Genomic DNA, 12,712 nt, shown 5'->3' with positions numbered 1-12,712 from the left:
GTCTTCCTAAGACCGCTTGGCCTCCGACTTGGCGCGCGCCGCGGCGTAGTCGCGCACTCGCACCGCGGCGCGGCGCGCGGCGGCGAGGGTGGTCGCCCACTCGGCGGCGTAGTGGTGGCGCGCCGCCTCGCGCAGCGTCATGGTCGCGCCGTCGGTGCGGCGGATCGCGCCGGCGCCGCTCGACGCCTGCTCGAACGTCATGCCGGTGGCGCCGGTGAGGATCGGCCACGACACGCCGTAGCCCGGGTAGAACTCGTCGTACCCCTCGCGGCGGAAGTACGCCCACCCCGCGCGGTCGAAGGCGGCGGCGTTGGCGGCGGCGAACACGTCCCACCACTTCCGCACGTCGGCGGGGACGTTGCGGTTCACCGGCTCCATCGGCGGCGCGAAGAAGTAGGAGCTGTTGCTCCCCATCTCGTGCACGTCGACCGCGACGTGCGGCATCCACGACAGGAAGCCGGCGACGCGCGCCCGCGTCTCGGGGTGCGACTGGATGAACCAGTCGCGGTTCAGGTCGAAGTAGTAGTGGCTCCCGCGCGCGCCGGGCCAGGCGCCCTGCTGCGCCAGCGCGGCCGGCGCCGACGGCACGCCGAACGCGCCGCGGGCGCGCGCGACGTCCTGCGCGTGGCGCTCGTGGCCGTCGGGGTTCTGCGACGGGTCGAGCAGCACGACGGCGCTGTCGAGGATCGCGCGCGTCTCGGCGTCGCGCCCGGCGGCGAGCTGGTAGAGCATCGCCAGCCCCGCCTCGACCCCCGACGCCTCGTTGCCGTGCACCGAGTGGCCGAGCCGGTCGAACACCGGCCCGCGCGCCTCGGCCAGGCGCGCCGCGCGCGGCTCGCTCGTCACCGCGACCAGCAGCACCTCGCGCCCCTCGGCGGTGTGGCCGAGGGTGTCCACGCGCACGCGCGGCGAGGCGGCGGCGACGCGCTCGACGTAGCGCGTGAGGAGGTGGTGCGGGGTGAAGCGGTCGCCGAGGTCGTAGCCGAGGACCGCGCGCGGGGTGGGGACGGCGGGGTCGTAGGCGTCCGCGGCGGCGGCGGACAGGCCGTGCTGGGCGGCGGCGAGGGCCGGGACGAGCGCCGTCGCGGCGGCGAGCGTCCGGGCGGCGGACGGGCGGGGGCGTGGGGGCATGCGGAGCGTCGAGCGTCGAGCGGCGCGCGCCGAGCAGCGCGGGATCCGGGGTGCATCGGGTGCCGGGGACCGGGTAGGATACCTCCGGTGACGCGGGCGCGCTGGCCGAGGCGAGACGCTCGACGCTCCCCGCTCGACGCTCGACGCTCCCATGCCGCCCCTCGTCTGCTTCACGGTCGACTACGAACCCGACTGCCCGCCGTACCGGAGCGACACGCACCGGGGCGTGGAGGAGGGGACGGCGCCGCTGCTCGACGTGCTGCGCGAGGCGGGCGTCCCGGCGACGTTCTTCAGCACGGGCGAGGTGGCGGAGCGCTACCCCGACGCGATCCGCGCGATCGTCGGCGCGGGGCACGAGCTGGGGTGCCACGGGCACACGCACCGGCGCTTCGACGCGATGACCGCCGCCGAGGCGCGCGACGAGCTCGCGGCGTCGAGCGCGGTGCTGCGGCGGTTCGCCGCCGTGGACGCGTTCCGCGCGCCGAACCTCGCGCTCCCCGACGCCTGCCTGCCGCTGCTGGAGGAGGCGGGGTACGCGCTCGACTCGTCGCACGCGAAGTACAAGGCGCCGTACTGGCGCGACCGCCGGCGCCCGGCGCCGACGCGGCTGGCGCGGATCCCGGCGTCGCTCACGTCGTCGGCGCTGCGGCTGCCGCGCGCGCTGCGCGACGCGTGGCTCGCGTCGCTGGCGAGCCCCGTCGTGCTGTTCGTGCACCCGTGGGAGTTCGTGGACTGGCGCGGCACCGACCTGCGGCTCGACTGCCGCTTCCGCACGGGGGCGCCGGCGCTCGCGTGCATGCGGTCGGCGCTCGACTTCCTGCGCGGGCGGGGCGCGCGGTTCGTGACCATGCGCGAGGCCGCGCGCGGGGGCGCGTGAGCCTCGCGTCGCTATCCCCGCGCGCGCGGCGCGCGGTCGCGCTGTCGGCGTGGCTGGTGGCGACGCTGCTGGTCGCGCTGGCGCTGCGCGCGGTGGGGTGGCGCGAGACGCTCGACGCGGCGTCGCGCGCGTCGCTGCCGTGGCTCGCGGTCGCGTCGGCGTGCCACCTGGGCGTGGTCGCGCTGTGGGCGTGGCAGACGTGGCTCCTGCTGCCGGCGGCGGTGCGCGCGCGCTTCGGGCGCGTGTTCGAGGTCCAGGCGATCACGGCGACGGCGCAGAACACGATCCCGGCGTTCCTCGGCCAGGCGACCGGCGTCGCCGTGCTGGCGGAGCGCGGCGGCGCGGGGACGGCGGCGGCGCTGTCGGTGCTCGCGCAGCACTCGCTGATCGAGGCGCTGGCCAAGCTGGCGACGCTGGCGGTGGCGGCGCAGGTCGCGCCGCTGCCGGCGTGGATGCGGCGCGCGGTGGCGCTGCTGGCGGCGCCCGCGGTGCCCGGGCGCCGGCTGCTCGAGTGGCAGGCGTCGGCGGGGCTGCCGCGCGAGCTGGCGGGGGCGCGGCGCGACTCGGCGGACGCGGCGCAGCGGCGCGCGCTCGACGCGCTGCGCGCGCAGAACACGGCGCTGCGCTGGTTCGCGGCCGACGAGCTGGGGCCGCTGGCGCCGCGCGTGCGCGCGCCCGCGCTGGTGCTGCACGGGGCCACCGACCGGCAGGTGCCCGTGGCGCACGCGGACACGCTGGCGGCGACGCTGCGCGCCGGCGGGAACCGCGCGGTCGCGCTGCGGGTGCTCGCGGGCGTCGACCACCTGCTGCTCGACGACCCGGTGGGCGCGCCCGCGGGGTACGCGTCGCTCCCGAGCCGCGCGGTGTCGCCGCGGGTGCTGGGCGCGCTCGCCGACTGGCTCGCGGCCGCGCTGCGCGCGCGCTGAATGTGACGCGCGTCGCGGAGCCGCGTCCCACGGGAAGCCGCGCGGAGACATCGAGCGATTCTCCCACGGCGCCCCAGGGCGCACGGCTATTGCGTACGCAGGGGGCGCGCTTAGGTTAGGGCGCGTTCGCCCCTAATTCCCTCCCCCGCGGGCGCGCTCGATTCCCCCACCAGGAGACGCGATGGCCACTGCGAAGAAGTCGGCTGCCGGCGCGAAGAAGGCTGCTGCGAAGAAGTCCTCCGCCAAGAAGGCCGCGCCGGCGAAGAAGGCCGCGGCGAAGAAGGCGGCGCCGGCGAAGAAGGCGGCGGCCAAGGCCCCGGCGAAGAAGGCGGCCGCCAAGGCCCCCGCGAAGAAGGCCGCGGCCCCGGCGAAGAAGGCGGCGGCGACCAAGGGCGCGGCCCCGAAGAAGCGCGCGCTGAACCCCGCGCTCGCCGCGCCGATGCAGCCGAGCGCGGACCTCGCGGCGGTGATCGGCAACAAGCCGATGCCGCGCAGCGAGGTGGCCAAGTCGATCTGGGCCTACATCCACAAGAACGGCCTGCAGGACCAGGTGAACAAGCGCAACATCAACGCCGACGACAGCCTCAAGAAGGTGTTCGGCGGCAAGAAGCAGGTGTCGATGTTCGAGATGACGGCGCTGGTGAACAAGCACCTCACCAAGGCCTGACCCCACCGCCCGACGGTGGCCGACGGTGGTCGAGGGGGCGCCCGGGAAACCGGGGCGCCCCCTCGTCGCGTACGGGCTTGGCGCCGCCCGCCGGGGTGGCCAGTTTGCACCATCCGCCCCGGGACGCCCGTCCCGCGGCTCGTCGCTCTCTGCTTCCCGCGCCCGTGGCCCCCTCGTCCGCCCGTCCCCGCAACGTCGTCGCCGAGGTGCGGGCCGGCCGCTCCGGCGGCTCCGCGTCCCGCCCGAAGCGCCGCGGGGGGAGCGCCTGGGAGAGCGTCCGCGCCTTCGCCGGCACGGTCGTGCTCTTCCTGCTGCTCCGCACGTTCTTCATCGAGGCGTTCCGGATCCCGTCGGGGAGCATGATCCCGGCGCTGCTGGTGGGCGACTGGCTGTTCGTGAACAAGCTGGTCTACGGGCCGCACATCCCGTTCACGCAGGTGAACCTGCCGGGGTACGCGGAGCCGAAGCGCGGCGAGGTGGTGGTGTTCGAGTCGCCCTACCAGGCCGACGAGGCGGCGGTGGGGAACGACCCGACGCCGACGCTGGTGAAGCGCCTCGTGGGGCTGCCGGGCGACACGGTGCACATGCGCGACGCGCTGCTGTACGTGAACGGCGTCCCGCAGCCGCAGGGGTTCGGCGCCGACCGGAACCCCAAGGGCGACCCGAACGAGTACAGCCCGCTGATGGACTGGCAGCGCGAGCACGCGCTCGCCGCCTCGCGCTTCGGCGGCGCGCCGGCGCAGCCGACGCACGACAACTGGGGCCCGGTCGTGGTGCCGGCGGCCCGCTTCTTCATGCTCGGCGACAACCGCTACAACTCGAAGGACTCGCGCTACTGGGGGCTGGTGCCGCGCGACAACCTCCGGGGCCGCCCGCTGTTCGTGTACTACTCGTACGACCCGGAGAGCGGGCGGGCGTTGCCGTTCCTGACGTCGGTGCGGTGGGGGAGGATCGGGCATCTGATCCGGTAGGCCGTACCTTGGAAGGGCGTGGTCCAGTAGGGCGTGGTCCGATACGGCGTGGTCAGAAGGGGCGTGACTCTCACCTCTTGGTGGAAGTTCACGCCCCTTCTGACCACGCTGTTGTAGAACACGCCGTACCTGAGCACGCCCTATCAGGTCCTAGTCCAGATCGTCCTCCGCCTCCGCCTCCGGGTGATTCGCCGCGTGCGTGTCGCTGCCGCCGGCGCCGAGTCCCTCGGCGCGCTCGTCGCGCTGGCGGCGCTGGTCGGCGGCGAAGTCGCCGGCGCCGGCGAAGTCGCGGCGGCCGAGGTCAATGCGGGTGGGCTCGTCGGCGCGCGGGGCGTCGTCGGGGGGGAGGGAGCTGTCGGTGCGCTGCGGCATCTGCGTCCTCGTCGGAAGGGGAGACCGGGGAGTCGTCGCAACGCGCGGGCCGCGGGGGCGCCGCGGGCCCTGGCGCGGGGGTGCGCGCCGGGGCAGCGTTACGGCGTGGCCTCCCTCGTCCGCCTCGCCCTCGCGCTCGTCCTGCTCGCGCTCCCCGCCGCGGCGCCGCTCGCGGCGCAGCCCGCCGCGTCGTCCGCCCCGTCGTCGGCCCGCGGGCGCGTCGTCGCCGACACGCTGTGGTCGGCGGCGCTGGGGACGCGCAAGCAGTTCGTCGTCTACCTGCCGCCGTCGTACGACCGCGAGCCGGCGCGCCGCTACCCCGTCGCCTACTACCTCCACGGGCTGTGGGGGAACGAGTGGAACTGGGAGCGCAGCGGCGGGCTGTCGGCGACCATGGACTCGCTGGTCGCCGCGGGCGGGCCCGAGATGCTGGTCGTCATGCCCGACGGCGACGACTCGTGGTACACGACCTGGAACGCGCTCGTCACCGCCGCCGACTGCCAGCGCGACACGGTGCGGCAGGAGCCGGCGGCGTCGTACTGCGTGCCCTGGCCGCACTACGACGACTACGTGGCGCGCGACCTCGTGGCGCGGGTCGACTCGGCCTACCGCACGCGCCCCGGGCGCGCGACGCGCGGGATCGCGGGGCTGAGCATGGGGGGCTACGGCGCGGTCACGCTGGCGCTCCGCTACCCCGACGTCTACTCGGCGGCGGCCAGCCACTCGGGGGTCCTGGCGCCGCTGCTCGTGGGCGCCTCGCCGTTCGACGCGCAGTCGCCGCCGCGCTACGCCGCCGACCCCGACACGATCGCGCGCCGGTGGGGCGGGCGCGCGGGGGCGGGGCTGCTGCTCGCCTTCGGCCGCGACACGGCGGCGTGGTGGGCGCGCGACCCGGGGCGGATGGCGGCGGCGCTCCGGCGGCGCGACGCGCGCCTGCTCCCGGCGCTGATGTTCGACGTCGGCGTCGACGACTCGACGCGCGACCAGAACCGCGCGCTGCACCACACGCTCGACGCGCTCGGCGTGCCGCACCGCTACGCCGAGTGGCCGGGGAAGCACGACTGGGCGTACTGGCGCGGGCACCTCGGCGAGAGCCTGGCGTGGCTCGGCGCGCGGATCGCCGGGCCGGGCGCCGCCGGCCGATGAAGGCGCCGCTGTTCCCGCGCGAGACCACGCACTGGCAGACGCTCGAGCTGCCGGCGTGGCGCACGCTCACGCTCTCGGCGCTCGAGATGGGGGCGCTGACCGGGCTGCTCGCGCGCGCCTTCCGCGCGCTGGCGCTGACGCACGGCGCGGCCGCCGACGGGTCGGTGGGGTGGGGGTACCTCGCCCTCACGCTCGGCGCCGGCGCGCTCTGGCTGTGCGGGATGCTGACGCTGCACCTCGCCAACTTTCCGGTGCGCCGCTGGCCGGCGCGCGTGCTCGCCTTCGCGCTCGCCGAGGTCGCGGGCGAGGTGCTGGCGAGCGCGCTCCTGATCGCCCTCGGCCGCGAGCCGCTCGGCACGTCGGGGCGCGCGCACTGGCACGACCTGCCGTCGCTGGCGCTCACGACGCTCGTGCTGCGCGCGGTGACGTTCGCCGTCTTCGCCGCGCTGCTGGCGGCCGTCGTGCAGCTCGTCCGCGTCACGCTCGCCCGCCGCGGCCCGCACCACCTGCACCCGACGCCGCGCGAGCCCTGAGCGCGGCGCCCCGCACCGAGCACCCCACCCCGAGCCCCCGACCGATGCGTCGTACCGCCCGCGCCGTCCTCGCCCTCTCCCTCCTCGCGGCGCCCGCCGCCGCGCAGGGGCCGCAGGGCGCGCGCCCCACGCCCGAGCGCCCCTTCGGCACGCTCCGCGACCAGGCGACGCGCCAGCAGGGGTGGCTCGCCGAGCGGATGCGCACCGTGCTGCCGGCGCTGCTGCGGAAGCACGGCGTCGACATGTGGGTGGTGCCGATGCGCGAGTACAACGAGGACCCCGTGTTCTCGTCGATCGTCTCGCCGACGACGTTCGCGGCGCGGCGGCGCACGATCTACGTCTTCTTCGACCGCTGCGCCGGGCGCGACTCGGCGGCCGCGGCGCGCGACACCAGCTGCCGCGTCGAGCGGCTGGCGCTCGGCGGCACGTCGCAGGGGGGCGTCTACGAGGCCGTGCGCGCGATGAAGACCGTCGCCGCGGCGCCGGGCGTCACGGTGGCCGCGGGGAGCGGCGCCAACACGCGCCAGGCCGAGCTCTGGGGCGACGAGCAGTGGCAGGTGCTCAAGCGCGTGATCGAGGAGCGGAGGCCGCGCCGCATCGCGGTCAACGCGTCGCGCGTGTTCGCGTTCTCCGACGGGATCTCGGCGGGGGAGCTGGAGGGGATGAGCGAGGCGCTCGGCGCCGACTGGGCGTCGAAGTTCGTGCGCATCGACGCGCTCCCGCTCGAGATGATCGCCGCCCGGCTCCCCGACGAGGAGGCGGCGTTCCGCGAGATGAACCGCGTGGTGTGGGACATCATCGGCGAGGCGTTCTCGAACCGCGTCATCACGCCGGGGAAGACGACGACGCAGGACGTCGTGTGGTGGATGCGCCAGCGCGTGAACGACCTCGGCCTCGGCACCTGGTTCCAGCCGTCGGTCGAGGTGCAGCGGCAGGGGTGGACGGCCGACCGGCTGGGCGAGGACCCGGTGATCCAGCGCGGCGACGTGCTGCACTGCGACTTCGGGATCGTGGCGTTCCGGCTCAACACCGACACGCAGCACATGGGCTACGTGCTGCGCCCGGGCGAGACGGCGCCGCCGGCGGGGCTGGTGGCGGCGCTGCGCGCGTCGAACCGGATGCAGGACATGCACGTCGAGGAGCTGCGGCCGGGGCGCACCGGGAACGCGGTGCTGGCGTCGATCCAGGCGCGGATGCGGCAGGCGGGGATCGACGGGACGGTCTACTCGCACCCGATCGGCATGCACGGGCACGGGGCGGGGCCGCTGGTCGGGCTGTGGGACTACCAGGAGGGGGTGCCGGGGCGCGGCGACGCGACGGTGATCCCGGGGATGTGGTATTCCATCGAGCTGCAGGCGACGTCGCCGGTGCCGGAGTGGGGCGGGCAGCGGGTGCGGTCGGCGCAGGAGGAGGACGTGATCATCGACGCCCAGGGGAAGGTGCGGTGGGCGTTCAAGCGGCAGACGGAGTTCCACCTGGTGCGCTGAACGGCGCGCCCGCGCGGGACTCTGCGGGGCGGCCCGCTCACAGCGGGCGGGCCACTCGCAGTGGGCGTGGCTGGATGCGCGCCTGCAGCGGCGCGCCGATCGCGCCGAAGAGGTCCGAGCCCCAGCAGTAGAGGCTCCCGTCGGCGGCGAGGCCGCACGCGTGGCGCTGCCCGACGGTCAGCGCGGCGTACGAGACGCCCGTCTGCACGGGGACGATATCGCCGGCGGCGTTCAGCTCGACCGGGCTGTCGACCGGCTGCGGCGCGCGGTGCCCCGTGCTCCCGACGACGCCGAGCTGCCCGAAGCCGCCGTTCCCCCAGCAGTAGATGCGGCCGTCGTTGCCGAGGGCGCAGGTGAAGTCGGCGCCGACGCCGATGGCGCGGAAGGTCAGCGTGGTCGCGACCGCGACGGGCGCGGTGGCCGACGGCCCCGCGGCGCCGAGCTGGCCGAAGCCGTTGGCGCCCCAGCAGACGGCGCGGCCGTCGAGCAGCACGCCGCACGCGTGCCCGCCGGCGACCACCGGCGCTGCGATGCCGACGAAGGTGAAGGTGCCGGCCACCGGCGTCGGCAGCTCGACGGCGGCCGTGGAGCCGATCCCGAGCTCGCCGGCGACGTTGCGCCCCCAGCACCACGCCTGGCCCGTCACGCCGACCGCGCACGTCGACGCCGCGCCCGCGCTCACGACGCGGATCGGGTGCTGCGCGACGGGAATGACGGGGAGCTCGGCGGGGATCGGCGTCGTGCTGCGGACGCCCACGCGCTGCGCGCCCAGCTGCCCCGACTCGTCGGAGCCCCAGCAGTACACCTGGCGCACGCCGGCCGTGAGTGCGCAGACGTGCGTGCCGCCGACGCTGATGGCGCCGGGCGTCGAGTCGAAGGTGACATCGCCGGCGACCGGCGTCGGCGTGCGCGCGCCCGCGCTGGTGCCGTTGCCGATCTGCCCGAGCGCGCCGTCTCCCCAGCAGTACGCGCGGCCGGTCGTCGCGACGCCGCAGCTCAGCGCGGCGCCGGCGGAGACGGCGGCGAACGCCAGCTCGGTCGTGCTGCGCACCGGGACCAGGCTGCACGGCGCGCTGGCGCTCCCCTCGCCGAAGCAGGTCGTGGTGGTGGCGGCGCCGAGCTGCCCGAGGTCGTTGAGCCCCCAGCAGTAGAGCCGGCCGAGGGTGATCACGCCGCACGTGTGGTCGCGCCCCGCGTCGACGGTGAGGAACTGGCGCTCCAGCGCGCTCACGTCGCCGCCCACCGCGCCCCCCGTGCTGCCGCTCACGAAGTCGCTGGTCGCGGTGAAGCGTGTCGTGCCGCTGCCGACGACGCGCGCCAGCCCGGTCGAGTCGATGGTCGCGACGCCGGGGTTGGACGACGTCCAGACGATCCGCGACGGCGTGGCGGTCTGGCCGTTCTGCCCGATCGCCCGCGCGGCGAGGCGCAGCGTGTCGCCGGTGAGCACCGTCGTCGCCGGGGCGGTCACGCGGATCTCGCGCAGCACCGAGGCGACGGTGACGGCGCGCGCCGCCGCCTGGTCGGCGCCGCGCACGGTGATGGTGGTCGTGCCGACGGCACGCGCCTGCACGAGGCCGGCCGAGTCGACGGTCGCGACCGCCGGGTTGCTCGACGACCAGGCGAACCGGACCCCGGTCACCGTGTCGCCGGTCGCCGCCACGGCGGCGGCCCGGAGCGCGCGTCTGTCGGTGGCGGCGACCGGGTTGCGGACGAACAGCGTGTCGGCCGACGGGCGCGTGCCGTCGGGGTTGGGCGCCTGCGCCGGCGAGAGGAGGGCGAGCCGCTGCGCCGCCCACACGACTGCGACCGTGGCACGCCCCGTCTTGTTGCCGGCCGCGGCGACGATGGACGCGGTCCCGAGGCGGCGCGGGGCGACCATGCCCGTCGAGTCGACCACCGCGATCGCGGTGTCGGCGGAGCTCCAGCGGACAGGGACGTTGGAGGCCAGGCCGCCCGAGAAGCTCACGACGAGCGCCCGGAGCCGAACGACGTCGGTGGGTCGCAACGAGTCGCGGGCGAAGATCGTGTCGACTGCGGGCAGGACGACGACCTCGGAGACGGCCACCGACACGCCCGTGCCCAGACCGACCGGCGACGACCCGTCGGCGGCGCATGCGGTCAAGGCTCCCGCGAGCAGCAGGCCGGCGAACGGCGGGCGGGGAGACGGTCTCGGCATGGGGGTACCGAGAGGTGAGGGGTGGCACGGCCGGGTGCGGCCGTCGGGCCCTGCCTGGTCACGGTACATCGGTCCGGGCGGGGCAGCCAGAGTCGGGATGGTCGCGCGCCGCGCTTGATACCGGGCCGGCGCGTGCCGATCCTGCAAGGTCGCGCGTCCTCCACGGTCGCCCCGACGCCCCCCTCCGCACGTCTCCACGCCCGCCTGATGTCCCTTCCAGACCGCCCTACCCGTGCCGCTCCGCGAGAGTCGCTGTTCGGCGGCCGCGCGCTGACGCGGGGCGAGCGGGCGGCGTTCGCGGTCCTGATCGGCTTCGCCTGCGCGGTTGCGGTGTGGGTGGTGCTCGCACAGCACCCAGAGATGGTCGCGAAGGACTTCACGTACCCGTGGCGCGCCGCCCGCGCGCTCCTGGCCGGGCAGGATCCGTACGTCGTCATCCAGCCGACCGGGCCCTACCCATACGAGAGCCGCTTCCCGTATCCGCTGCCGGCGGCGGTCGTGACGCTCCCCCTCGCGCCGCTCGCGGCAACTGTCGGGGCGGCGCACTTCTTCGGGCTGTCGGCCGGCGCTTTCGCGTGGGCGCTGCTGCGGGACGGGGGCGGGCTCGGGCGGCTGTGGGCGCTCGCCGGCGCCCCTTTCTGCATGGCGCTCGCGGTGGTGCAGTGGGGGCCGCTCGTGCTGCTCGGCGCCCTCGTGCCGGCGTTCGCCTGGACGCTGTCGCTCAAGCCCACGCTCGGGCTGGCGCTGTTCGCGTGGCGGCCGTCGTGGCGCGCCGTGATCGGCGGCGCGGTGCTGGCGCTGATCGCGATGCTATGGGTGCCGGCGTGGCCGCTCGAGTGGGTGCGGGCCGCGACGCAGACGACGGGGCACCCGGCGCCGGTGACGCAGCCGTTCGGCTGGCTGCCACTGCTGGCGCTGCTGCGCTGGCGCGACCCCGACGCGCGCCTCATCGCGGTGCTCGCCTGCGTCCCGCAGAACCCGTTCTTCTACGATCAGCTGCCGCTGGCGCTGGTGGCGCGCTCCGGGTGGAGCGCCTTCGGTCTGGCCGCGCTGAGCTGGGTCGGTTACGCGGGAACGCGCATGCACTGCTCCGACCCGAACTTCTGCGGAGCCGAGGCGGTGCCGTGGACGATCGGCCTGGTATACGTCCCGGCCACGCTGCTGGTCCTGGCACGTGGGCGCGAGGCCTTGCTCGCACGCCTGCCCGGCCGCGCGGCCGCGGTCACGGGGGCCGATGTCGCTCGCTGAGCGGCTGAAGGCGAGCCCGCTGTCGGGGCGCCCGCTCCGGCGCAGCGAGCGCCTCGTCGCGGCCGCCGCGGTCGGCGCGCTCGGCGCCGCGCGCGCGTGGGGCGCGCTGCACCCCGCGCCGCAGCTCATGGGGAAAGACTTCACCTACCCGTGGCGCGCCGCGCGGGCGCTGCTCGATGGGCGGAACCCGTACGAGGTGATCGTCCCGAGCGGGCCCTACCCGCTCGAGAGCCACTTCCCGTACCCGCTGCCGGCGGCGTTCCCGGCGCTCCCGCTGGCGCACCTGCCCGTAGACGTCGCGGCGACGGCATTCATGGCGGCGACGTGCGCGCTGTTCGGGTACGCCATCGCGCGCGACGGGCTGTGGCGGCTGTGGGCGCTGGCGAGCGTGGCGTTCGTGCTCGCGACGTCGCTGGTGCAGTGGTCGCCGCTGCTCGTCGCCGGCGCGCTCCTCCCGGGCGCGGCGTGGGCGCTGTCGCTCAAGCCGACGCTCGGCGCCGCGCTGTTCGTGTACCGGCCGAGCCGGTGGGCGGTGGTCGGCGGGCTGGCGCTCGCCGCCGTCGCGCTGGCACTGGTGCCGACCTGGCCGCTCGACTGGGTGCGCGCGGCGCGCACGCTCCCCGGCCACCCGTCGCTGGTGACGCAGCCGTGGGGGTGGGTCCCCCTGCTGGCGCTCGCACGCTGGCGCCTCCCCGAGGCGCGGCTCGTCGCCGCGCTCGCCCTGGTCCCGCAGAACCTCTACTACTACGACCAGCTGCTGCTCTGGCTGGTGCCGTGGAACGCGCTCGGCACGCTGACCCTCAGCGCGGGGAGCTGGCTGGCGTGGATCGCGGCGTCGCGCGACTGTCCGACCAACTTCTGCGGGCCGAGCTCCGCGCCCTGGATCCTGGCGCTGCTGTACGTGCCGGCGACGGCGATGGCGCTGCTGCGCGCGGAGCCGGACGGCTCCCCGGCGCCGCTGCGCCGGCTGCTCGCCGCGCGTCTCACGCCGAGGGGGACGCATGCCTGACGTCGCGCCCACCGCCGACGCGGCCGCGCGCCTCCGCGACGGGCTGGTAGCCTCGCAGCGTGGGAGCGGCGCCTGGCCCGGCGGCGGCGACGGCCCCGACGCCGTGGAGCCGACCGCTCTGGCCGCGCTCGCGCTGCACGCCTCGGCGGCCGCCGCGCGCGCCGATGGT

12 protein-coding genes are annotated in these 12,712 nt (G+C 76.1%); 9 read left to right on the top strand and 3 right to left on the bottom strand.

Annotation, left to right across the window (positions count from 1 at the left end; genetic code table 11):
• Window positions 1-6: 6 nt before the first annotated feature.
• Entirely contained in the window at window positions 7-1,131 is a 1,125-nt protein-coding gene (locus PYV61_RS11725; protein ID WP_275831639.1) for a M14 family zinc carboxypeptidase, read from the bottom strand.
• Window positions 1,132-1,282: 151 nt separating this feature from the next.
• Here PYV61_RS11725 and PYV61_RS11720 point away from each other — a divergent pair, with 151 nt between their 5' ends.
• From PYV61_RS11720 to lepB, 4 genes are all read left to right on the top strand, one after another.
• Window positions 1,283-2,008: a polysaccharide deacetylase family protein gene (locus tag PYV61_RS11720; RefSeq protein WP_275831637.1), complete on the top strand. Its 726-nt coding sequence runs from the start codon at window positions 1,283-1,285 to the stop codon at window positions 2,006-2,008.
• On the top strand, window positions 2,005-2,934 hold the full coding sequence (locus PYV61_RS11715; RefSeq protein ID WP_275831636.1) for a lysylphosphatidylglycerol synthase domain-containing protein: 930 nt from the start codon (window positions 2,005-2,007) through the stop codon (window positions 2,932-2,934). The genes PYV61_RS11720 and PYV61_RS11715 overlap by 4 nt, the downstream gene beginning before the upstream one ends.
• A 181-nt stretch (window positions 2,935-3,115) precedes the next feature.
• Window positions 3,116-3,601, top strand: coding sequence for an SWIB/MDM2 domain-containing protein (locus PYV61_RS11710; RefSeq protein ID WP_275831634.1), 486 nt, complete (start codon window positions 3,116-3,118; stop codon window positions 3,599-3,601).
• A 164-nt stretch (window positions 3,602-3,765) separates the two neighbouring features.
• The gene (gene lepB / locus PYV61_RS11705; RefSeq protein WP_275831632.1) at window positions 3,766-4,572 is read left to right on the top strand and encodes a signal peptidase I; all 807 of its coding nucleotides are present in this window, start codon (window positions 3,766-3,768) and stop codon (window positions 4,570-4,572) included.
• Between the two features lie 150 nt (window positions 4,573-4,722).
• Here the strand turns inward: lepB and PYV61_RS11700 are convergent, their stop codons facing one another.
• Entirely contained in the window at window positions 4,723-4,944 is a 222-nt protein-coding gene (locus PYV61_RS11700) for a hypothetical protein (RefSeq protein WP_275831629.1), read from the bottom strand.
• Between the two features lie 105 nt (window positions 4,945-5,049).
• Between PYV61_RS11700 and PYV61_RS11695 the strand changes: the two genes are divergently transcribed.
• From PYV61_RS11695 to PYV61_RS11685, 3 genes are read left to right on the top strand one after another with little or no spacing between them, the layout of a single operon-like run.
• Window positions 5,050-6,090: an alpha/beta hydrolase family protein gene (locus PYV61_RS11695; RefSeq protein WP_275831627.1), complete on the top strand. Its 1,041-nt coding sequence runs from the start codon at window positions 5,050-5,052 to the stop codon at window positions 6,088-6,090.
• Window positions 6,087-6,623, top strand: coding sequence for a hypothetical protein (locus PYV61_RS11690; protein ID WP_275831625.1), 537 nt, complete (start codon window positions 6,087-6,089; stop codon window positions 6,621-6,623). The genes PYV61_RS11695 and PYV61_RS11690 overlap by 4 nt, the downstream gene beginning before the upstream one ends.
• A 44-nt stretch (window positions 6,624-6,667) precedes the next feature.
• Complete coding sequence (locus tag PYV61_RS11685) at window positions 6,668-8,110, top strand: M24 family metallopeptidase (protein ID WP_275831622.1); 1,443 nt, start codon at window positions 6,668-6,670, stop codon at window positions 8,108-8,110.
• A 37-nt stretch (window positions 8,111-8,147) separates the two neighbouring features.
• Here PYV61_RS11685 and PYV61_RS11680 read toward each other — a convergent pair whose 3' ends face one another.
• Window positions 8,148-10,232, bottom strand: coding sequence for an Ig-like domain-containing protein (locus tag PYV61_RS11680; protein WP_275831620.1), 2,085 nt, complete (start codon window positions 10,230-10,232; stop codon window positions 8,148-8,150).
• Between the two features lie 414 nt (window positions 10,233-10,646).
• Here PYV61_RS11680 and PYV61_RS11675 point away from each other — a divergent pair, with 414 nt between their 5' ends.
• Together PYV61_RS11675 and PYV61_RS11670 are read left to right on the top strand one after the other, a co-directional pair.
• Window positions 10,647-11,534 (top strand): hypothetical protein, encoded by an 888-nt coding sequence (locus tag PYV61_RS11675; RefSeq protein WP_275831618.1) that lies wholly within the window; start codon window positions 10,647-10,649, stop codon window positions 11,532-11,534.
• Window positions 11,521-12,543: a hypothetical protein gene (locus tag PYV61_RS11670; protein WP_275831616.1), complete on the top strand. Its 1,023-nt coding sequence runs from the start codon at window positions 11,521-11,523 to the stop codon at window positions 12,541-12,543. Before PYV61_RS11675 ends, PYV61_RS11670 begins: the two co-directional genes overlap by 14 nt.
• The last annotated feature ends 169 nt before the right edge of the window (window positions 12,544-12,712 follow it).

Origin of the sequence: Roseisolibacter sp. H3M3-2 (assembly GCF_029211165.1) — a bacterium.
Taxonomy (GTDB): Bacteria; Gemmatimonadota; Gemmatimonadetes; order Gemmatimonadales; family Gemmatimonadaceae; genus Roseisolibacter.
This window is presented reverse-complemented; position numbering and strand designations above follow the sequence as displayed.